The sequence below is a fragment of the uncultured Flavobacterium sp. genome (assembly GCF_963922255.1).
GTDB lineage: Bacteria > Bacteroidota > Bacteroidia > Flavobacteriales > Flavobacteriaceae > Flavobacterium.
The window spans coordinates 81,128-102,156 of sequence record NZ_CAWUIC010000007.1 but is presented as its reverse complement, the minus strand read 5'-3'; the positions used below and the strand labels follow the sequence as shown (position 1 = coordinate 102,156).

Genomic DNA, 21,029 nt, shown 5'->3' with positions numbered 1-21,029 from the left:
TTTTGAATATAATTTTGCCTAAAATTATTTAAAAAATCAATCATGATGAAAAATTTTATCAATGTAAGTTTAGTAATTATTGCTATGCTTTCTACATCTTCATTTTTTGCTCAAACAAAAATATCAGGAGTAATAATGGATGGTGAGTACAATGAAACTTTAGCTGGAGCAAATGTTTTAGTGAAAGGATCTCAAGACGGAACAACCACTGATTTAGACGGAAAGTTTGAATTAACAACTTCAGCACAATCGGGAACTTTAGTAGTTTCTTTTTTAGGTTTTGAATCAAAAACAATTAATTTTAATGCAACTTCTAATACTCTAAATTTAGGAGTTATTCAGGTGTTTCCTGATGCAAATCAATTAACAGAAGTGGTATTGGTTGGAAAAGGAGTTGTAGATTTAGCTGCAGATAGAAAAACACCAATTGCGGTTTCAACCATTAGAGCGGCCGAAATTCAAGCTAAAGTAGGAACTGCTGATGTTACTCAAGCATTAGTAAACACACCTTCTGTTTATGTAGCAGGTCAATCTGGTGGATATGGTGATTCTAGAATTACTGTACGTGGATTTCAACAAGATAATACAGCATTCTTATTGAATGGTCAGCCAATTAACGGAATGGAAGATGGTAAAATGTATTGGTCTAACTGGTCTGGAATGGCTGATATAGCTAATGTTATTCAAATTCAAAGAGGTTTGGGTTCTTCTAAATTAGCAATATCTTCTGTTGGAGGTACCGTAAATTTTGTTACAAAAACGACTACAAAAAGAGAAGGTGGTTTTGCTTCTTTTGGTGTAGCAAATGACGATTATTTTAAAACTACTGCTGGGTATAATACGGGTTTAATGGAAAATGGTTTTGGTGCTAGTGTAATGCTTTCTCATTGGCAAGGTGATGGATATAATGACGGAACAAAAGGGGAAGGACAAAACTATTTTATCTCATTTGGTTACAAGCCTAATGAAAAACACAACTTCAATTTTTTAATTACTGGTGCACCACAATATCATGATCAAAACTATACAAAAGCGATAAGTTCATATTTAGAATATGGTAGAAGATACAACAGTAACTGGGGAACTTTAAACGGAAAATATCTTACAGAAAGAAGAAACTTTTATCACAAACCTGTAGCAAATTTCAACTGGGATTTTGATATTAATGATAATACTTCTTTATCAACTGTTCTATATGCTTCTTGGGGACGAGGAGGAGGAACAGGAAATTATGGTAGAGGTAAAAAAACAACAGATGCTGGATATGTTGATTTTGATACCATTTACACAAATAATATAAATGATACAGACGGAATTGGATCTGGAACCGATGCTAATAGAAATAATAACTATGTTATTCGTTCATCAATGAACAACCACGCTTGGTATGGTTTAGTTACAAACTTTAAGAAAGAGTTATCAGATAATTTGTCTTTAAATTTAGGGGTAGATTTAAGAACTTACAACGGAGATCATTATAGACAAGTAAGTAATTATTTAGGGTTAAAAGGATGGAATGAAAGTAGAAATTTAAGAGATAATACACACTTACCAACAACAACTGTAGCAGAAAATACAGTTTATGAAGGTTTTTCAACAAACCCTTGGTCTTCATTTTTTAATACTGCAGCAGACAATCAAAAAATTGACTATGACTATAGCGAAACTATTTCTTATGGTGGTTTGTTTGGTCAAATTGAATATGCAAATGAAAACTTTTCTGCATTTTTTCAAGGATCTCTTTCTAATCAATCTCACCAACGATTTGATTATTATGATTATTTACCTGAATATACAGATTCAGAAAAAGTTGATAATCTAGGATATAATGTAAAAGGTGGAGCAAGTTACACAATTGCACAACAACACTCTTTTTATGCAAATGCAGGTTTGTACTCTCGCCAACCTTATCATGATAATATTTATCTTAATTACACAAATGCTGTTAATCCATTAACTTCTAATGAAGACGTTTTAGGTTTTGAAGCTGGTTATGGTTTCAAATCTGAAATTTTTAATGCAAGTATTAACTTATATAGAACATCTTGGAAAAATAGAGTTATCTCTTCTTCAACTGTTTTAACTGAAGAAACAACAATTGGAAATACCACTCTTAATTCAGGTGATTTAGTATACACTTCAAGTCAAAATGACGAACAATTACATTCTGGTGTAGAATTAGATTTTGTTTTAAAACCTATCAGTCAATTAGATGTTAAAGGGTTTGCTTCTTTAGGTAACTGGGAATATAAAGGAAATGCAGTTCAAAGAAGATTCGACGAAAGTCAAAATATTTTAGAAACGATCAATACAGATATTGATGGTGGAAAAGTAGGAGATGCAGCTCAAACAACTTGGGGATTAGGTGTAAAATATAGAATAACTAATAATTTTTCATTTGACGCTGATTGGAGAAATTATGACAATTTATATGCTAATGTTCCTGCTAATAAAGAAAATATTCAATTGCCTGAATATGACTTAGTTGATGCTGGTATTTCATATAAAATGCTTGTTGGTAAAGACAATAAAAATTCAGTTAATTTTAGATTTAACATAAATAATGTTTTCAATGAAGTGTATTTGTCTGAGATCTCTCAATCATTTTCATCAGGTAACGAAGGAGGTTTGTTCAAACCAAATGATACTGATGAAAACTACAAAGGAATCAATGTAAAAAATAATGCTTTCTTTGGTTTAGGAAGAACTTGGAACGTTTCTATATTGTACAATTTCTAATATTTTTTTAATTACAACAATAGCCCTTTTGATAGAAATATTAAAAGGGTTTTGTTTTTTTACTATATTTGTTTTAATCTAAAAAACAAACTAATTATGTATCAAACTATTCAATCCTTACATTCTACTCTAGCATATATCGCTTTAGGAGTTTTATTACTAGCAGTGATAAATGCTATTTATGGTTTATCAAATAAAAAATTATTTGCCACAAAAGATTTAAGATTGTCTCTTTTTGCATTGATTTTTTGCCATATACAATTAGTGATTGGTTTGATTTTATATTTTGTTTCTCCTAAAGGTTTAGAAGCAATTAGCCAAATGAGTAACTCTGCATTAAGACTAACAGCTGTTGAGCATCCATTAATTAATATAATTGCAATTGTATTGATTACAATGGGTTGGTCAAAACATAAAAAACAAGAAAGTCAAAACGGAAAATTTAAAAAAATTGTCGTTTTTTATACTATAGGATTAGTATTTATTTTATCAAGAATACCTTGGTCTAGTTGGATGGTATAGTTTTTGAAATTTCGCCACAAAAACCTTAACCTAATTTCACAAGCTTTACGTTTTTAAAATCGAAGCTTTAATCATATTATTATGAAAGATAATATCCTAATAGGAGTTTTTGTGTCATTTATTGCTTTTATGGGTCTTACTAATTCGACTCATAAGCACAATAAATTTGAGAATAATGTATCCATATACGATACGGTTAAAATATCAGATACTATTGTTATTGACACGATACTTAATACGGAAATGTATCAAGAAAATGCACATGCTTCTTATTATCATGATAAATTTACTGGAAGAAAAACGGCAAGTGGAGCCATTTTTAATAATAAAGAACTCACTTGTGCCCATCCAAAACTTCCTTTTGGTACAAAATTAAGAATCACTTCAATTAAAACAGGAAAATCTGTTGATGTAATCGTAACAGATAGAGGACCTTTTGTAAAAGGAAGACATATAGACCTATCCAAAAAAGCTTTTATGCTTATCGCTCCAGATAGATATGGTGGACATATTCGAGTCAACATCGAAATCATTCAAGAATAAAGTCAGCATTAGCTGATTTTTTTTTGCTTAAAAATTTAACAAAAAATTATGTTCGGTTAGTTCGGCAAATAACGAACCATGAGTATCTTTGCCAAAATATATTTTACAATGCAAGAAGAAAGACAAGAAATCATTGAGTTATTTGGAATTCATTTTGAGCAACTTTATAATATTCCACCGTTGGCAGCGAGAATTATTGGAACTTTAATTATTGATGGTTGTAAAACCGGATTAACCTTTGATGAATTAGTAGAAAAAATGCAAGCTAGTAAAAGTTCAATTTCTACAAATTTGAATTTACTTCAAAAAATGGATAAGATTTTCTATTTAACTAAAGTAGGTGATAGAAAAAAATACTTCAAAGCAGCACCTTTAAGTGAACGAATAAATAATTTCTTGTCACTAGTAAACAACGAGAAGGTTTTAATTGACAGAATCATAAATTATAGAGAAAAAAATATTTCTTGCGTCCAAGAAGAAATTAACCTTCAAAATGCTTATGCATATAAAGAACACATGATAAAAGCGGAACAACTTTTATTAAATACAATCAATGAATTTAAACGAATAGAAACCCAAAATCAACAAAGTAAATAAATATTTTCCCTATGAAAAAGAACATACATATTATAAGTAGTTTTCTGCTAACATTAAGTTTACTTTCTTGTAACAACAAACAAGAAGAAAAAAAAGTAATTGCTCCAATGCCTTACAAAGTGGTTCAAGTGTCTAATACAAACACAACTTTATTAGCAGAATACCCAACAAAATTAGAAGGAATTACAGATATTGATATTCGTGCAAAAGTTGATGGGTATATTGAAAAAATATATGTTGATGAAGGACAAGAAGTAAAAAAAGGACAAATTCTTTTCAAATTAGAAACACAAACAGCTAACCAAGATGCAGCTGCTGCAAAAGCTAGAGTTGATGCAGCTCAAGTTGAGGTAAACAGACTTAAACCTCTTGTGGATCGTAAAATTATTAGTGATGTTCAATTAGAAACAGCTAAAGCCAATTTAGCAAGTGCAAGAAGTACTTACCAAGGTATAGTCGCAAAAATAAATTATGCTACAATTACTAGTCCAGTTAACGGAATTGTAGGAAGTTTGCCTTTACGAATAGGAAGCTATGTAAGTAGTCAAACCGCTGAACCTTTGACGCGTATTTCTGACATTAGTAGTGTATACGCTTATTTTTCAATGAATGAGAAAGAACAATTAGACATTATGATGAATGCAGAAGGTAAAACTTTTCAAGAAAAAATTAATAAAATGCCAGCTGTAGAATTGGTTTTAAGCAACGGTTTAGTCTATTCAGAAAAAGGTAAAATAGAAACTTTTAGCGGTCAAGCTAATACGCAAACGGGTTCGTTTAATGTAAGAGCTAATTTCCCAAATCCAAATAGACTATTACGTTCAGGTGGAAGTGGAACAATCCAAATTCCAACAGAATTAAAAGATGTTATTTTAATTCCACAAAATGCAACAGTAGAATTACAAGACAAAAGAATCGCATTAATTGTCGACAATGAAAACAAAGTGAAATTTGTACCTATTGAAGTTCGTGCAGTTCCAGGAGGAAAGTTTTTTGTTGTAGATAAAGGACTAACTACAAATGATAAATTTCTTGTAGAAGGAGTTGGTATAATTACCGAAGGGACAGAAATTAAACCTGAAGTAATTGATTTAAAACAATTAGATAATCCTAAAAAATAATCAAAAACTAACAAACTATGTTTTCAAAATTTATTGACAGACCTGTATTGTCAACGGTGATTTCTATTATCATCGTTATATTGGGAGTTTTAGGGTTAATCTCGCTTCCAGTATCACAATATCCAGAAATAGCTCCGCCAACTGTAACAGTATCTGCTAGTTACCAAGGAGCAAGTGCCGAAGTTGTAATGAACTCGGTTGTAATCCCATTAGAAGAACAAATAAATGGAGTAGAAGACATGAGTTACATGACTTCAACTTCAAATAATGATGGTTCGGCATCTATAAGCATTTTCTTTAAATTAGGCACAAACCCAGATTTAGCTGCCGTAAACGTACAAAATAGGGTTTCTCGTGCAACACCATTGTTACCGCAAGAAGTTACAAAAGCCGGAGTTACAACATCTAAAAAACAAAGTGATAATATTTTAATCGTCTCTTTTTATAGTGAAAATGAAGAATATGATGATACATTTCTTCAGAATTACGCTAACATAAATATTATTCCAAAAATTAAACGTGTACCAGGAGTTGGAGATGCTGTAATATTTGGACAAAGAGATTATTCCATGCGTATTTGGCTAAAACCTGATGTAATGGCTGCGTATAGTCTGGTGCCTTCAGATATAACAACTTTATTGGCCGAACAAAATATTGAAGCAGCTCCAGGACAATTAGGAGAAAGTGGAGACCAATCATTTCAGTATGCATTAAAATATAAAGGACGTTTACAAAGCACACAAGAGTTTGAGCAAATTGTAGTTCGAGCTACAGAAAACGGAGAGGTTCTTAGATTAGGTGATGTAGCAAGAATTGAACTTGGTGCTGTAAATTATGCTGGTAGTGCAAGAACAAATGGAAACAAATCGATTGCTATTGCTATTGCTCAAACGGCAGGTTCAAATGCACAAGAAGTTATTGAAGGTTCTTTAAAAGTACTTGACGATTCTGCTATTAATTTTCCTAAAGGAGTTAAATATGCAACTTTAATTAATGCAAATGATTTCTTAGAAGAATCTATTTCAAAAGTTATTTATACATTAATTGAAGCTTTCCTGTTGGTTTTCTTAGTCGTTTTTATTTTCTTACAAGATTGGAGATCGACACTTATTCCAGCTATTTCGGTACCAGTTGCTATTGTAGGAACCTTCTTTTTCTTGAGTTTATTTGGGTTTACAATTAATCTACTTACACTATTTGCATTAGTACTTGCCGTCGGAATCGTGGTAGATGACGCAATTGTTGTTGTAGAAGCAGTACATGCTAAAATGGAAGCTGGAGAAAAAGATCCAAGAAAAGCAACGCATAATGCCATGAATGATATCAGTAGTGCTATAATTTCAATAACATTAGTTATGTCAGCCGTTTTTATTCCGGTTTCGTTTATTAGTGGTTCTGCAGGAGTTTTCTATCAACAATTCGGATTAACTTTAGCAGTTGCTATTGTATTATCGGCTGTTAATGCATTAACTCTTTCACCAGCTTTATGTGCTATTTTCTTAAAATCTCATAACGAAGTAGAAAAGAAAAAAGGCTTTTTACAACGTTTTTACGGAGCATTTAATGTAGCTTTTGAAGCAACAACTGTAAAATATAAAAGAGGCGTTGAGTTTTTTATTAAGCGTAAATGGGTAGCCTTTTTAGGGTTAACTGTTTTTGCAGGAATATTTGTTTTACTATTAAATATTACACCAAAGGCATTTGTACCTGGTGAAGATACTGGTGCTATTTTATCTGATGTATCACTTCCTCCTGGAACTTCACTTGAAAGAACGGAAGAAGTATTATTACAAATTGAAAACAAAGTAAAAGATATTCCAGAAATTAAAGAAATCTTGCGTATTTCAGGACGTAGTTTAATTAGTGGAACAGGTAGTAATTACGGAATGGTAATCGTAAAATTAAAACCTTGGGCAGAACGTAAAAATGCAAATCAAGAAATTTCGGCTGTTGTTGGAGAATTGTTTAAACGCGCATCTGTTGTAAAAGATGCAAAGGTTTTATTCTTTGGCCGTCCAACATTGGTAGGTTTTGGTTTTACAAATGGTTTTGAATTTCAATTACAAGATCAAAAAGGAGGAACAATTCAAGAATTAAGTGAAGTAAACAATAGATTCTTAGCTGCTTTAAATGGTCGACCTGAAATTAAATATGCAGCCACTTCATTTTCTCCAAATTACCCACAATATCTTATAAATTTAGATGTGCCAAATATTAAAAAAGCTGGTTTAACAGTAACAGATGTTTTAGGAACAATGCAAGGATATTATGGAGGAGTTTATGCATCTAACTTTAATAAATTCGGAAAACAATACAGAGTAATTTATCAATCTGACCCTAAATTTAGAACTGATCCAGCATCTTTAAACAGTGTAATGATTAGAAATAGTAACGGTCAAATGGCTCCAATTTCTCAATTCATAACCTTAGAAAAAGTATTTGGCCCACAAGCTATCGATCGTTTTAACTTGTTTACATCTGTAAAAATCACAGGTGCTCCAAATGAAGGTTTTAGTACAGGTGATGCGATTCAGGCAGTACAAGAAGTTGCAACAGAAAGTTTGCCTATTGGTTATGGATATGAGTTTTCAGGAATGACTCGTGAAGAAATTAGTGCAGGTGGTCAAACATTATATATTTTCTTGTTGTGTTTAATATTTGTGTATTTCTTACTGGCTGCTCAATACGAAAGTTATATGTTACCATTTGCAGTGTTATTATCATTACCAGTTGGTTTAGCAGGTGCTTACATTTTTGCCTATTTCTTTAATGTAAGTGATAATATATATCTTCAAATTACTTTAATTATGCTTATTGGACTGCTGGCCAAAAACGCCATTTTGATTGTAGAATTTGCAGCTGATGCTCGACGAAAAGGTCTTAGTGTTACACAAGCAGCTATTCAAGGAGCAACAGCTCGTTTACGTCCTATTTTAATGACTTCGTTTGCTTTTATTCTTGGTTTAATGCCATTGATGTTAGCAAAAGGGGCTGGTGCAGTAGGAAATAATGCAATTGGAACAGGAGCAATTGGTGGAATGTTAATAGGAACAATTTTAGGAGTTTTTGTTATTCCTGTTTTATTTATCATTTTCCAAGGATTGCAAGAAAGAGTAAGTAGTAAAACTATTGAAACAACTAAAGGAGATACTGAAAATTTATAAAAACTAAATCATGAGAAAACAAAATATAATTAAAGCAAGTCTTTTAGTTTTTACAATGTTGGTAGCACAATCTTGTTTTGTTGCTAAAGATTACCAAAAACCAGAAGTTAATTTAGATAATTTATACCGAACAGAACAAACGGCTGATAGTATTTCATTGGCAAAAATGTCTTGGAATAAAATTTTTACTGATCAAATCCTTCAAAATCATATTCAAGAAGCTATTCAAAATAATTTGGACATGAAAATTGCTTTGCAAAACATGGCTGCAGCCGAAGCAACTATGAAACAAGGAAAAGCTGGTTATTTCCCAACAGTAAACGGAAATGCTACTTGGACACATCAAGAAATTTCTCAAAACAGTCAGTTTGGTGCTTTATTTAGTAGTATTGACCAATATGAATTATCTGCAAAACTTTCTTGGGAAGCTGATATTTGGGGAAAAATAAGAAGTAACAAAAGAGCAACAGCAGCTAAATTTTTAGAATCAGCTGTAGCTCGTCAAGCGGTGCAAACCGAATTAGTAGCTAATGTTGCTTCAATTTATTATCAATTATTGGCTTTAGATGCGCAAATTAAGGTTGTAACTAGTACTTTAGAAAATAGAAATGAAAGTGTTGATGTCATAAAAGCTTTAAAAGACGCAGGAAATGTCAATGAAGTAGCTGTTAAACAAACAGAAGCCCAGCAATATGCAGCTCAAATTATTCTAGAAGATTTAAAATTTAATGTAAAAGTTTTAGAAAATACCTTTAGTCAATTATTAGGAAAAGCTCCAAATACTGTAGCAAGAGGATTGTTTGAAAACCAAAATATTGAAGCAGAAATCAAAACAGGTGTGCCTACGCTTTTATTAAGCCAAAGACCTGATGTTGTTGCAGCTGAATTAAACTTTAGAAATGCATTCGAATTAACAAATGTAGCTAAAAGTACTTTTTATCCTTCTTTAACATTGACTGCTACAGGAGGTTTGCAAGCATTAGAATTACAAGATTGGTTTAGTGCTAAATCTATTTTTGCCAATGTAATTACTGGTTTAACACAACCAATTTTTAATCAAAGACAAAATAAAACAAGGTTAGAAGTTGCTGAAGCCAATCAACAAAAAGCGTATTTACAATTTGAAAAATCATTATTAGTTGCTGGTAAAGAAGTTTCAGATGCTTTAGCTAATTATGAAAATGAAACCAATAAGTTAGTTATCAGAAAAAAACAAATGGATGCTTTAAAAACGGCAGCTGATTATTCTGATGAATTGTTGCAATATGGAATGGTTAATTATTTAGAAGTATTAACAGCAAAAGACAACGCTTTAAACACAGAAATTAATTATATAGATAATAAATACAAACAACTCAATGCCGTTATTACACTTTATAAGGCATTAGGAGGTGGAATTTAATTCAATAAAAACCCTGTGAAAGCAGGGTTTTTTAATTTAATTAGAAATGAAAGAAGAAATAATTCAAAAAGCTTTAGATCATTTTCTTAAAAATGGCAGCAAAATTATCACAATGGATGATATTGCTAATGAATTTGGATTGTCTAAAAAAACCCTTTATACTTTATTCAAAAATAAAGAAGCTCTCATTACTGAAGCGGTTAGTTTATTGTGGAATGATTATTTAAAAGATGTTCAAGAGATTATAGAAAGTGAAGAAAATCCAATTGAAAAAATCATCTTAATTTATAAAAGGGCAATTGAAATCGTAAGTAGCATTGAGCCAATATTTATTGTAAGTTTAAAGAAATATCACAATAAAATTATGTGTTTATATGTGGCAAATAGAAATGCTTTAATAGATGATTTTATTTTACCTTTATTAGAAAAAGCCCAGAAAGAAAGTCAAATAGACTCAAACGTAAATCTACTCTTATTTTGTGAAGTTAATTTCAAATATTTTGATGAAAGAATTTGGAAAAATAATTTTTTACTTAAGTATTCAAAAGAAGAAGCATTAGAATATTTCATCACCAGAAGGATTAAAGGAATACTTTCAAAAGATTTTATGTATTTAACGGAAATAAAGTAATCTACCAATTCTCAAAAGGATTTTTACTCAAGTAAGCATTATAATATCGTTTATCACCAGTAACTTCTTCTCCAAGCCAAATAGGTTTTTCAAACGATTCTTTTTCTGATTGCAATTCAATTTCGGCTAAAATTAATCCTTTGTTTGTTCCATCAAAAACATCAATTTCAATAATGTGTTTACCAATTTCTACTTCATAACGAACTTTATCAATCACACCACTTTCACATATTTGCAATAATTGTTCTGCTTCATTCAAATCAATTTCTTTTTCCCATTCCATTCTGCTTAAACCACTATCATTGCTTTTCCCTTTAATAGTTAAATAACCTTTATCACCCTTAATTCGAACTCTAACCGTTCTTTCTGGAACTGCTGACAAATATCCTTGTACAATTCTATTTTTGGTTTTGAATAGCTTTAAAAATTCATCAGATTTCACTAAAAATTTGCGTTCGATTTCTATCATTGGTATTGTTTTATTTTATAATTTCGACTAATGTAAGAAATGATTCTTTAAAACCAATAATTCATTCAATTTATGAATGTAAGGCACCAGTTTCAGCAAGATAAATCTATTAAAGAACTCTTTGAAAATCATTTCGATAAAGATTCTTATGCCGACGAGAAATTATTGTTTTTGGTTGACTTAATTCATGTGTTCAGACCCAAAAAACCTAAAGAAATTGCAGTGGTTTCTCTTGCTGAATTCTTAGAATTTCTTCAAGCTAATCCAAATTATATTCCTTTATTTAGAAATTATTTCAAAACAATAATTGTAAAGAATAAATTCTCCCGACTTTTAACAGATTCTGGAATTTTAAATGACAATCATTTTATAAGTGAAGTTAAAAAAAGAATATTCGATAAGTTTTTACCATTTCAACCGGAAAAAGGAACCCTTCAATTTGTTTTAAATCAGGTTTTTTATGCTAGTTCTGATCCTATTTGGATTAACAAAATTCCGTATAATGAAATTGTAAAAATCTATGAATTACTAGGCTTTAAAGATATTTATGGAAATATAAAAGAAGAAACTCCTTTTTCAGAAATTGTTTTAGCGATGCAAATTTTAGCTCAAAGAATGAGTGGAAGAGCTTTAGAAAACGATGTAATAAAAATGGTTCCCGAATATTCTAATTTTGAAAGTCCTTTTCTAGGTTTTGAAAGAGAGTTGAATCATTTAGAACACATAATCAGAACCAATAATTATCATTATATTAATTCATCTGAGTTGGTTTACAAACAACTTCTTATGTTGCACAAACAATGTAACGATTTTGTAGATAAAGCCTTTTTAAACAGCTCTAAATACGGAATTTCACTAACCGTAAATCAAAGTTTACTTCGCATTAGACAGCAACTCACAAGAATCAAAGAATTACTGCCTTTAATTGTCGTAGAAACCGCTGAAGATAAAGTGAGAAATAGTACATTGGTTTTATTGAAACTTATTCGATACAATTGCTATAAAAATAATATTCGAAAACTATTTTTAGAAAGCACTCAATTAATTTCTTATGAAATAACACAACACACAGCAAAATCGGGCCAAAAATATATTACAGATGGCTATAAAGAATATTTTACCATGTTTTATAAAGCTATTGGTGGAGGATTTATTGTTGGTTTTTTGTGTTTATTTAAATTGTTGTTTTCAAAAGTTGATACTTCGGCTTTTGGTCATGCTTTTTTATATAGTTTTAATTATGCTTTTGGATTCATTCTAATTTTTTTATTAGGATATACTTTGGCCACAAAACAGCCTGCAATGACAGCTGCAACTATAGCACAAACGCTAGAAGAAGGCATGAAAAATAAAAATCAAGCCAATGATAAACATAAGTCGTTTGCCAAATTATTTGCACGTATATTTCGAACACAATTCATTGCTTTTGTAGGTAATGTGCTTTTTGCTTTTCCTATTTCTTTACTTCTAATTTGGTTTTTAGATTTTTCATTAGGAACTAATTTAGCAGAAGCCAAAGCCGAAAAATTAATATCAGATTTAAGTCCGATTCATTCTTTAGCTCTTTTACATGCTGCAATTGCTGGTGTTTTCTTATTTTTATCAGGAATTATTTCTGGTAATATTTCTAATAGAAACAAACATTATCAAGTAGCTTATCGTATTCAAGAAAACCCTTTTTTAAAACAAACTTTTGGAATTCAAAAAACAAAAAAAATCTCCAATTGGGTAAATGACAATTGGGCTGGAGTAGTTTCTAACATGTGGTTTGGTATTTTCTTAGGAAGTACAGCTTCACTCGGAATTTTCTTTGGCTTAAACTTAGATATTCGTCACATTACATTTGCTAGTGGAAATTTTGCTTTAGGTTTGTATGGAAATCATTTTGCTTTAGATTTTTGGACATTTTTTTGGTCCATAATTGGAATTGGATTGATTGGTTTCATCAATTTTATTGTAAGTTTTACGTTGTCGATGTTGTTGGCTTTTCGTTCCAGAAATATTCCCTTAACAGAATTAAACTTGTTGAATAAATCGATTTTTATTTACTTTAAAAAAACACCTTTAAACTTCTTTTTTCCACTAAAAGACAAAGTAATTTAATAATTTTACAGAAATAAAATTACATGTCATTTCCACAACGTAAAATAATTCATGTTGATATGGATGCTTTTTATGCATCTGTAGAACAAATGGATTTTCCTGAACTAAAAGGAAAACCATTAGCTGTAGGTGGAAGTGAAAATAGAGGTGTAGTGAGTGCTGCAAGTTATGAAGCTAGGAAATTTGGAGTTAGAAGTGCCATGAGTGGTATTCAAGCCAAAAGAAATTGCCCAGATTTAATCTTTGTAAGACCAAGATTTGATAGATATAAAGAAATTTCTAAAAAAATTAGGAGAATTTTTCTTGACTATACTGATTTAGTTGAACCTCTTTCTTTAGATGAAGCATATTTAGATGTCACAATCAACAAAAAAAATAATCCAAGTGCTTCATTAATCGCTCAAGAAATTAGACAACGTATTTTCGATGAAGTTGGATTGACAGCTTCAGCAGGAATTTCAGTCAATAAATTTGTAGCAAAAATTGCTTCTGATTACAACAAACCAAATGGACAAAAAACGGTAAATCCAGATGAAGTTGAAGCTTTTTTAGAAGTATTAGATATTAAAAAATTCTATGGAATAGGTAAAGTAACAGCCGAAAAATTATATCAATTAGGTGTTTTTACGGGATATGATTTAAAACAAAAATCTTTAGAATATTTAGAAAAACATTTTAAAAATAGTGCTCAATATTATTTCAATATTTCAAGAGGAATTCATAACAGTCAAGTAAAACCCAATAGAACAGTAAAATCTTTTGGAGCAGAAAGAACTTTTAATGAAAATCTCTCGTCTGAAATTTATATGGAAGAACGTTTATTAAATATCGCAACCGAATTAGAAAAACGATTGCAAAAAAGTAAAATTTCAGGACGAACAATTACTTTAAAAATCAAATATTCTGACTTTTCTTTACAAACTAGAAGCAAAACCCTTCAATATTATATTAGTGATAAGCATTTGTTATTTGATGTAGCAAAAGAACTTTTATACCAAGAAAGATTAAAAGATTCTGTTCGTTTATTAGGTATATCCGTCAATAATTTGAACAATGAAGAAAAGAAGACTAAAGAAATACCTAAAAGTGTTTCTGTTCAATTGCAATTTGATTTTAAACCATAAAAAAACCATCAAGTTAAATTGATGGTTTTGTATCTATAACTTTGCTAAACTTAATCTCTACTCGATAATTTAGCAAATAATCTTAAAAACTCTACGTACAACCAAACTAATGTAATCATTAATCCCATTGAAGCGAACCATTCCATGTATTTAGGAGCTCCAGTTTTAGAACCTTTCTCTATCATATCGAAATCTAAAAACAAGTTTAGTGCAGCAACAATAATTACAAAAACACTAATACCAATACTCATTAAAGAATTTCCTTGATGAATAGGTTGAAAATCGATAAAGAAACTAGCTACCCAAGAAATTAAATAAAAAGCAAAAATTGCCATCGTAGCACCTATTACAACAGATTTAAAAGTTTCAGTTACTTTTACAATATTGTATTTAAACAAGCCAAAGCAAACAATAAATGTCACAAATGTAGCACTTACGGCTTGAATTACTAATCCAGGATACATAGTTTCAAAGACAGCAGATAAACCACCAATGAATAAACCTTCAAAAAGAGCATAAGCTGGAGCTGTGTAGGGAGAAGTTGTTGGTTTAAATGAAGCAACCAAAACCAATATTAGTCCAATAATTCCACCACCAAGTGTAAAAATCATAGGATTGTATCCATTTCCAACTAACCACCAACTTACTAAAGCAGTTGATAATAACATCAACAACATCGTGAAACTTTTATTTATTGTTCCACTGACAGTCATAGATTCTTGATGAACAATTATAACATCGTCATTTGCTCTACTTGTGTTCTCAAACTTGTTTTCTTTCAAGAACGGATTACTTGATTTAAATTCCATAGTTTTTTATTTAATGAATCAAATATAAAATAATTATTCTATTTCTGAAACTCTTAATGTATTTACCATTCCTTTGTTTGCAATTGGCATTGCAGCAAGGTTGATTAGCATATCACCTTTTTTAACGTATCCTTTTTCCAAAGCAATTTTGTTGATGTCTTCTACAGTATCATCTGTGCTTAAAAATTTGTCGTAGTAATATGCTTTAACACCCCAAAGTAAATTCAATTGTGTTAAAATTCTTTCGTTTGATGTAAATACTAAAATTTGTGATTTTGGTCTCCAAGCCGAAATTTGAAAAGCAGTATAACCACTATTTGTTAGGGTAGAAATGACTTTTGCATCAATATCATTAGCCATTGTCGCTGCATGATAACAAATTGATTTTGTAATGAAACGTTTCGTTCTAACATGTGGAGCATTTAAAGGCACTTGAATAAGTGGAGAATCTTCGACAGCTTCAATAATGTTAGTCATTGTTTCAATTACTTGAACAGGATAACTTCCTACCGATGTTTCTCCAGAAAGCATTACAGCATCAGCACCATCCATTACAGAGTTTGCAACATCATTTACTTCAGCACGCGTTGGAGTTAAACTGGTAATCATCGTTTCCATCATTTGTGTTGCCACAATAACAGGAATTCTTGCAGTTTTTGCTCTATGGATTAATTTTTTTTGTATTAATGGTACCTCTTGAGCAGGAATTTCAACTCCTAAATCTCCACGAGCAACCATTAATCCATCACAATAAGCAACAATTTTATCAATGTTTTCTACAGCTTCAGGTTTTTCAATTTTAGCTATAATTGGAATTTTATGATCAGAATGTTTTGAAATTAAATCTTGTAACAACATCAAATCTTCTGGAGTTCTTACAAAAGATAAAGCCAACCAATCTACCTTGTTTTCAATGGCAAAAATTGCATCTTTTATATCCTTTTTTGTCAAAGCGGGTAATGAAACCTTTGTGTTAGGAAGATTAACTCCTTTTTTAGATTTCAAAGGACCACCTTGTATAACTACAGCTTCAACTTCTGTCTTTTTATCCGTTTTAACAACTTCAAAAATAAGCTTGCCATCATCCAATAAAATTCGCTCACCAGGATTTACATCTTTTGGGAATTCTTTATAGTTCATATAAACTTTAGAAGCAGTTCCTAAAATGTCTTCAGCAGTTGTGAAAGTGATTTTATCACCTTTTGAAACAACCACATCTTCTTTCATTACACCAACTCTTAATTTTGGACCTTGTAAATCAGCCAAAATAGAAGTTGTATATCCATTCTCATCATTCAATTCTCGAATCATGGCAATACGCTTGCTTACATCAGTGTAATCTGCATGAGAAAAATTAATTCTAAATACATTTACACCTGCTTCAATCATGTCTTTTAGTACTTCTTTAGTGCTGGTTGCTGGTCCTAAAGTAGCAACTATTTTAGTCTTTTTGTTTGTTGGCATTATTAAAAAATTAAATTACTTTTTGTTTTTATAGTATTCTTGTCTACGTAATATGACAAAGAAATAGTGTTTATTTCTGAAATGGTTTGTATTATTTTTGGAATATCTAAATAAGCATCTTCTGAATCAATTTTTAAGATATAATCGGCTTTTTTAACTTCTGGGATTAGATACATGGTTTGTCCAAATTGGTCAAAAAGAGAGGATTCTTGTTCGCTTGCTCCGTTAATAATTGACTTGTTTTCAAGTAAATTCCAAGAAACATCTTTTTCCTCATCACAATATAAATATCTTTCAAAAGAACCTTTTTCTTTCTTTTCTTTTTTATCAATTACATCCAAAAAATGAAATCGAGTATTTAGATTTTTGTTTAATAAAAAAGCAAGTTTGGAAACTTCAATAGTAGTATGAATTGCAATTAACTCATATTCAGTAGTTGAAAATTCTTCTAATTGTAACTTAAAGATAGCCATTAATACACAAATAAAAGTGTAAATATACAGTATATTAAAGTTAAGTAGTCGTTAAAATAAATAAGAAATTGTTATTTTTTTAACGAAAACGATATAGTTAATTGCTATTTTGCGTTATTTTGAATTAATTTTTGCCTGATAAGCAAAATAAGCTCTTTGAGAAGCTTTTTCTTCAGCTTTCTTCTTAGAAGTAGCCCTAGCTCTAGCAACTACTTTGTTGTCAATAGATAATTTTACACTGAAAAATTTTTGCCCTTCAACTCCATTATCTTCAATAAAATCAAAATGAAACGACTTTTTTTCTTTTTGACACCATTCAATCAATAAGCTTTTATAGCTGGTAATTTTACCATCTAATCGGTCTAAATCAACATAGATTTTTATTATTTTTCTTTCAATAAATTTTTCACATGTCACAAAACCTTTGTCTAAATAAATAGCACCAATGAAAGCTTCAAATAAATTACCGTGAATGTTTTCTCCAAAATGAGTTGTAGCAACTTTACTTTCAACAAATTGAATAAGATTAAAATCTTTTCCTAATTCGTTCAAATGTTCGCGACTTACAATTTTTGAACGAGTTTTAGTTAAATAGCCCTCGTCTCCTGTTGGAGCCGTTTTATATAAAAAAGCAGAAATAACACTTCCTAAAATAGCATCACCTAAAAACTCTAAACGTTCATAATTAAAAGGATTGCCTTCTTCATCAAGAATGTTTGCTGATCTATGAGTAAAAGCTTTTCTGTAAAATTTTAAATCAACAGGTTTAAATCCTAAGATTTTACTTATTTTTTCAAAAAAAATCCCGTCTTCTTGAGAACGGGATTTGGATACTATTTTTTTAATAAAATTCATACGGAGAATTAGTCTTCTAATTTTTTAAACAATACACAAGCATTGTGTCCACCAAAACCAAACGTATTACTCATGGCAACGTTAATTTCTCTTTTTTGTGCTTTATTTAAGGTAAGATTTAATTCTGGGTCAATTCTTTCATCCACAACAGTATGATTAATTGTAGGAGGAACAATGCCGTGTTTCATAGCTAAAATAGAAGCAATCGCTTCAATTCCACCAGCAGCACCTAATAAGTGACCTGTCATAGATTTTGTTGAATTAATGTTGATGTTTTTAGCATGATCACCAAAAACAGCTTTAATGGCTTTTAATTCTGCAACATCTCCTAAAGGTGTTGATGTTCCATGGGTGTTGATATGATCCACTTGTTCAGGTTTAATACCTGCATCACGAAGTGTGTTTTCCATAACAGCAATTACACCGATTCCTTCCGGATGTGGTGCTGTTAAATGATAAGCATCAGATGACATTCCACCACCACCAACTTCACAATATATTTTTGCTCCACGAGCTTTTGCGTGTTCATATTCTTCTAAAACCAATGCACCAGCACCTTCTCCAAGCACAAATCCATCACGAGTAGCATCAAAAGGTCTTGACGCAGTTTCTGGACTTTCATTTCTAGTCGATAAGGCTTGCATGGAGTTAAATCCACCCATTCCTGCAATTGTTACAGCCGCTTCAGAACCACCTGTAATGATGACATCACACATTCCTAAACGAATGTAATTGAATGCGTCAATCATAGCGTTTGCAGATGATGCACATGCGGAAACTGTAGTGTAATTGGGACCCATAAATCCATTTTTCATAGAAATATGAGCTGGAGCAATATCAGCAATCATTTTTGGGATAAAGAATGGGTTAAAACGAGGTGTTCCATCACCAGCAGCATAGCTCATTACTTCATCTTGAAAAGTTTCTAAACCTCCAATTCCAGCACCCCAAATAACACCAACTCTTTGTTTGTTTACATTTTCATCAGAAATTCCGGCATCTTTTATAGCTTCTTCACTTGCAGCAATAGCATATTGTGCAAATTTGTCCATTCTACGGGCTTCTTTTTTGTCAATATAATCTTCAACATTGAAGTTTTTTACTTCACAGGCAAACTTAGTTTTGTGTTTTTCTGTATCATAATAAGTTATGGGAGCAGCACCACTTTTTCCACTAATAAGTGCTTCCCAATATTCTTGAATATTATTCCCAATAGGAGTCAATGCTCCTAATCCAGTAACTACTACACGCTTTAATTGCATATATAAAATTTTTGGTTTATATAAAAAAACCCAAAGTGCTTTTAATACTAAACTAAAAGAAACAATGGGTATTACATAGTTTTTATTGTAATGATTGTAATACAATCAATGTTTTCAAACCGATAAAATCAATCAAGATTTTATTGAATCAGCGAAAGCTAAAATAATAACATCCACAAAGAAAACCTTGTGGATGCCTTTTATATTATTTTTTAGCCTCTTCGATGTAAGAAACTGCTTGACCTACAGTAGCAATATTTTCTGCTTGGTCGTCTGGAATTTGAATATCAAATTCTTTTTCGAACTCCATAATTAGCTCAACAGTGTCTAATGAATCTGCTCCTAAATCGTTTGTGAAGCTAGCTTCTGTTACAACTTCGTTTTCGTCAACACCTAATTTGTCTACGATAATCGCTTTTACTCTTGATGCAATGTCTGACATAATCTTTTAATTTTTAATTTAATTAGTTGGCAAAAATAAAAAACTTTATTTTAAAACAACATTTTTGTTACTATAATGTGCTACGAATTTAAAAAAAATAATTCACAAAGACTTCTTTTTTTTATTTTTTACCAATAATTATTCTTTTTTTTGTGGAAGAAATCAATATGCAATGAAAAAAATTGTGCTTTTTGCTTCCGGAAGCGGCACTAATGCCGAGGAGATAATCAAGTATTTTAAAAAAGACAGTTTTGGAACTGTAGCTGCCGTGCTGACAAACAATTCTGATGCCAAAGTTTTAGAAAAGGCAAAAAAATATCAAGTTAATACACTTATATTCAATAGAACAGAGTTAAATGAAGGGTTTGTTTTAGAGGAATTAGATAAAATAAAACCCGATTTAATTGTACTTGCTGGATTTTTATTAAAGTTTCCAGAACATATTATTGAAGCATATCCAAATAAAATAATAAATATTCACCCAGCTTTGTTACCTAATTATGGTGGAAAAGGAATGTATGGTATGAATGTTCACAACGCAATTTTTAATAATAAAGAAGAAGAAACCGGAATTACCATTCATTATGTAACACCAAATTATGATGAAGGGGCTATTATTTTTCAGAAAAGTGTTACAATTTCAGATTGTAAATCACCAGAAGAAATTGCAAAAAAAGTACATGAATTAGAACATAAATTTTTTCCACAAGTTATTTCAGACCTTCTAAATTCTAAATTCTAAATTCAAATTTTGTCACACCAAGTACACATATATACAGATGGAGCAGCCAAAGGAAATCCTGGACCAGCAGGTTATGGTGTTGTGATGGAATTAGTAGGAACTCCATACAAAAAAGAGTTTTTTGAAGGTTTTAGACTTTCTACTAATAATAGGATGGAACTTTTGGCCGTAATTGTAGGTTTAGAAAAACTAAAAAACGAAAACATGACAGTTTTAGTAGTTTCTGATTCAAAATATGTAGTCGACGCTGTTGAAAAAAAATGGGTTTTTGGTTGGGAGAAGAAAGGTTTCAAAGACAGAAAAAACCCTGATTTATGGATACGTTTCTTGAAAGCATACCGAAAACACAAAGTAGATTTCAAATGGGTAAAAGGCCACAACAATCACCCTCAAAACGAACGTTGTGATGCATTAGCGGTTATGGCTTCGCAACAAAAGAATCTTTCTATTGATGCTTTTTATGAAAAGGAGGAAGGGAAGTTGTTGTAATAAAAAGTTAAACATCAAAACCATTTTATACTTTTAAACTAAAAATGTATCTTTGCACCTTATTTCAAATTATACCTA

General features: G+C 30.8%; 19 protein-coding genes. 12 read left to right on the top strand and 7 right to left on the bottom strand.

What is annotated here, in order from left to right:
• The first annotated feature begins 42 nt into the window (after positions 1 to 42).
• The 8 genes from AABJ49_RS07500 to AABJ49_RS07465 all read left to right on the top strand — a co-directional run bounded on the left by AABJ49_RS07500 (position 43) and on the right by AABJ49_RS07465 (position 10,719).
• Positions 43 to 2,739, top strand: coding sequence for a carboxypeptidase-like regulatory domain-containing protein (locus AABJ49_RS07500; protein ID WP_338377545.1), 2,697 nt, complete (start codon positions 43 to 45; stop codon positions 2,737 to 2,739).
• Between the two features lie 96 nt (positions 2,740 to 2,835).
• Positions 2,836 to 3,261 (top strand): hypothetical protein, encoded by a 426-nt coding sequence (locus AABJ49_RS07495; RefSeq protein WP_338377543.1) that lies wholly within the window; start codon positions 2,836 to 2,838, stop codon positions 3,259 to 3,261.
• 81 nt (positions 3,262 to 3,342) lie between these two features.
• Positions 3,343 to 3,804, top strand: a complete 462-nt coding sequence (locus AABJ49_RS07490) for a septal ring lytic transglycosylase RlpA family protein (RefSeq protein WP_338377541.1) — start codon at positions 3,343 to 3,345, stop codon at positions 3,802 to 3,804.
• A 78-nt stretch (positions 3,805 to 3,882) separates the two neighbouring features.
• Positions 3,883 to 4,401 (top strand): hypothetical protein, encoded by a 519-nt coding sequence (locus tag AABJ49_RS07485; protein ID WP_338377539.1) that lies wholly within the window; start codon positions 3,883 to 3,885, stop codon positions 4,399 to 4,401.
• An 11-nt stretch (positions 4,402 to 4,412) separates the two neighbouring features.
• On the top strand, positions 4,413 to 5,522 hold the full coding sequence (locus tag AABJ49_RS07480) for an efflux RND transporter periplasmic adaptor subunit (RefSeq protein ID WP_338377537.1): 1,110 nt from the start codon (positions 4,413 to 4,415) through the stop codon (positions 5,520 to 5,522).
• 17 nt (positions 5,523 to 5,539) lie between these two features.
• Positions 5,540 to 8,686 (top strand): efflux RND transporter permease subunit, encoded by a 3,147-nt coding sequence (locus AABJ49_RS07475; protein ID WP_338377535.1) that lies wholly within the window; start codon positions 5,540 to 5,542, stop codon positions 8,684 to 8,686.
• Between the two features lie 10 nt (positions 8,687 to 8,696).
• A complete protein-coding gene (locus AABJ49_RS07470) occupies positions 8,697 to 10,088 on the top strand; it encodes a TolC family protein (RefSeq protein WP_338377532.1) in 1,392 nt (463 codons plus the stop codon).
• 46 nt (positions 10,089 to 10,134) lie between these two features.
• Entirely contained in the window at positions 10,135 to 10,719 is a 585-nt protein-coding gene (locus AABJ49_RS07465) for a TetR/AcrR family transcriptional regulator (RefSeq protein WP_338377530.1), read from the top strand.
• Position 10,720: 1 nt separating this feature from the next.
• Here the strand turns inward: AABJ49_RS07465 and AABJ49_RS07460 are convergent, their stop codons facing one another.
• Positions 10,721 to 11,188 (bottom strand): CYTH domain-containing protein, encoded by a 468-nt coding sequence (locus tag AABJ49_RS07460; protein ID WP_338377528.1) that lies wholly within the window; start codon positions 11,186 to 11,188, stop codon positions 10,721 to 10,723.
• A gap of 72 nt (positions 11,189 to 11,260) precedes the next feature.
• Here AABJ49_RS07460 and AABJ49_RS07455 point away from each other — a divergent pair, with 72 nt between their 5' ends.
• Both AABJ49_RS07455 and dinB read left to right on the top strand, forming a co-directional pair.
• Entirely contained in the window at positions 11,261 to 13,291 is a 2,031-nt protein-coding gene (locus tag AABJ49_RS07455; protein WP_338377526.1) for a recombinase, read from the top strand.
• Between the two features lie 23 nt (positions 13,292 to 13,314).
• Positions 13,315 to 14,415 carry a DNA polymerase IV gene (gene dinB, locus AABJ49_RS07450; protein WP_338377524.1) on the top strand — a complete coding sequence of 367 codons (1,101 nt, stop codon included), beginning with the start codon at positions 13,315 to 13,317 and terminating at the stop codon, positions 14,413 to 14,415.
• A gap of 50 nt (positions 14,416 to 14,465) precedes the next feature.
• Here the strand turns inward: dinB and AABJ49_RS07445 are convergent, their stop codons facing one another.
• The 6 genes from AABJ49_RS07445 to AABJ49_RS07420 all read right to left on the bottom strand — a co-directional run bounded on the left by AABJ49_RS07445 (position 14,466) and on the right by AABJ49_RS07420 (position 19,720).
• Positions 14,466 to 15,224: a Bax inhibitor-1/YccA family protein gene (locus AABJ49_RS07445; protein WP_338377522.1), complete on the bottom strand. Its 759-nt coding sequence runs from the start codon at positions 15,222 to 15,224 to the stop codon at positions 14,466 to 14,468.
• A gap of 33 nt (positions 15,225 to 15,257) precedes the next feature.
• Complete coding sequence (gene pyk, locus AABJ49_RS07440; RefSeq protein ID WP_338377520.1) at positions 15,258 to 16,688, bottom strand: pyruvate kinase; 1,431 nt, start codon at positions 16,686 to 16,688, stop codon at positions 15,258 to 15,260.
• Between the two features lie 2 nt (positions 16,689 to 16,690).
• Positions 16,691 to 17,161 carry an IPExxxVDY family protein gene (locus AABJ49_RS07435; RefSeq protein ID WP_338377518.1) on the bottom strand — a complete coding sequence of 157 codons (471 nt, stop codon included), beginning with the start codon at positions 17,159 to 17,161 and terminating at the stop codon, positions 16,691 to 16,693.
• A gap of 114 nt (positions 17,162 to 17,275) precedes the next feature.
• Positions 17,276 to 18,016 carry a ribonuclease III gene (gene rnc / locus AABJ49_RS07430; protein ID WP_338377517.1) on the bottom strand — a complete coding sequence of 247 codons (741 nt, stop codon included), beginning with the start codon at positions 18,014 to 18,016 and terminating at the stop codon, positions 17,276 to 17,278.
• An 8-nt stretch (positions 18,017 to 18,024) separates the two neighbouring features.
• Positions 18,025 to 19,278, bottom strand: a complete 1,254-nt coding sequence (gene fabF / locus AABJ49_RS07425; RefSeq protein WP_338377516.1) for a beta-ketoacyl-ACP synthase II — start codon at positions 19,276 to 19,278, stop codon at positions 18,025 to 18,027.
• 205 nt (positions 19,279 to 19,483) lie between these two features.
• Complete coding sequence (locus tag AABJ49_RS07420; protein ID WP_026716658.1) at positions 19,484 to 19,720, bottom strand: acyl carrier protein; 237 nt, start codon at positions 19,718 to 19,720, stop codon at positions 19,484 to 19,486.
• A gap of 172 nt (positions 19,721 to 19,892) precedes the next feature.
• On the opposite strand from AABJ49_RS07420, the gene AABJ49_RS07415 reads away from it, so the two are divergent.
• Both AABJ49_RS07415 and rnhA read left to right on the top strand, forming a co-directional pair.
• Positions 19,893 to 20,462, top strand: a complete 570-nt coding sequence (locus AABJ49_RS07415; protein ID WP_338377513.1) for a phosphoribosylglycinamide formyltransferase — start codon at positions 19,893 to 19,895, stop codon at positions 20,460 to 20,462.
• Positions 20,463 to 20,471: 9 nt separating this feature from the next.
• Positions 20,472 to 20,951, top strand: coding sequence for a ribonuclease HI (rnhA, locus tag AABJ49_RS07410; RefSeq protein ID WP_338377511.1), 480 nt, complete (start codon positions 20,472 to 20,474; stop codon positions 20,949 to 20,951).
• The last annotated feature ends 78 nt before the right edge of the window (positions 20,952 to 21,029 follow it).

What these genes read in the sequence shown, in the direction of transcription:
- AABJ49_RS07500 (WP_338377545.1), top strand. Translation starts at nt 43, where the DNA reads ATGATGAAAAATTTTATCAATGTAAGTTTAGTAATTATTGCTATGCTT.
- AABJ49_RS07495 (WP_338377543.1), top strand. Translation starts at nt 2,836, where the DNA reads ATGTATCAAACTATTCAATCCTTACATTCTACTCTAGCATATATCGCT.
- AABJ49_RS07490 (WP_338377541.1), top strand. Translation starts at nt 3,343, where the DNA reads ATGAAAGATAATATCCTAATAGGAGTTTTTGTGTCATTTATTGCTTTT.
- AABJ49_RS07485 (WP_338377539.1), top strand. Translation starts at nt 3,883, where the DNA reads ATGAGTATCTTTGCCAAAATATATTTTACAATGCAAGAAGAAAGACAA.
- AABJ49_RS07480 (WP_338377537.1), top strand. Translation starts at nt 4,413, where the DNA reads ATGAAAAAGAACATACATATTATAAGTAGTTTTCTGCTAACATTAAGT.
- AABJ49_RS07475 (WP_338377535.1), top strand. Translation starts at nt 5,540, where the DNA reads ATGTTTTCAAAATTTATTGACAGACCTGTATTGTCAACGGTGATTTCT.
- AABJ49_RS07470 (WP_338377532.1), top strand. Translation starts at nt 8,697, where the DNA reads ATGAGAAAACAAAATATAATTAAAGCAAGTCTTTTAGTTTTTACAATG.
- AABJ49_RS07465 (WP_338377530.1), top strand. Translation starts at nt 10,135, where the DNA reads ATGAAAGAAGAAATAATTCAAAAAGCTTTAGATCATTTTCTTAAAAAT.
- AABJ49_RS07460 (WP_338377528.1), bottom strand. Translation starts at nt 11,188, where the DNA reads ATGATAGAAATCGAACGCAAATTTTTAGTGAAATCTGATGAATTTTTA.
- AABJ49_RS07455 (WP_338377526.1), top strand. Translation starts at nt 11,261, where the DNA reads ATGAATGTAAGGCACCAGTTTCAGCAAGATAAATCTATTAAAGAACTC.
- dinB (WP_338377524.1), top strand. Translation starts at nt 13,315, where the DNA reads ATGTCATTTCCACAACGTAAAATAATTCATGTTGATATGGATGCTTTT.
- AABJ49_RS07445 (WP_338377522.1), bottom strand. Translation starts at nt 15,224, where the DNA reads ATGGAATTTAAATCAAGTAATCCGTTCTTGAAAGAAAACAAGTTTGAG.
- pyk (WP_338377520.1), bottom strand. Translation starts at nt 16,688, where the DNA reads ATGCCAACAAACAAAAAGACTAAAATAGTTGCTACTTTAGGACCAGCA.
- AABJ49_RS07435 (WP_338377518.1), bottom strand. Translation starts at nt 17,161, where the DNA reads ATGGCTATCTTTAAGTTACAATTAGAAGAATTTTCAACTACTGAATAT.
- rnc (WP_338377517.1), bottom strand. Translation starts at nt 18,016, where the DNA reads ATGAATTTTATTAAAAAAATAGTATCCAAATCCCGTTCTCAAGAAGAC.
- fabF (WP_338377516.1), bottom strand. Translation starts at nt 19,278, where the DNA reads ATGCAATTAAAGCGTGTAGTAGTTACTGGATTAGGAGCATTGACTCCT.
- AABJ49_RS07420 (WP_026716658.1), bottom strand. Translation starts at nt 19,720, where the DNA reads ATGTCAGACATTGCATCAAGAGTAAAAGCGATTATCGTAGACAAATTA.
- AABJ49_RS07415 (WP_338377513.1), top strand. Translation starts at nt 19,893, where the DNA reads ATGAAAAAAATTGTGCTTTTTGCTTCCGGAAGCGGCACTAATGCCGAG.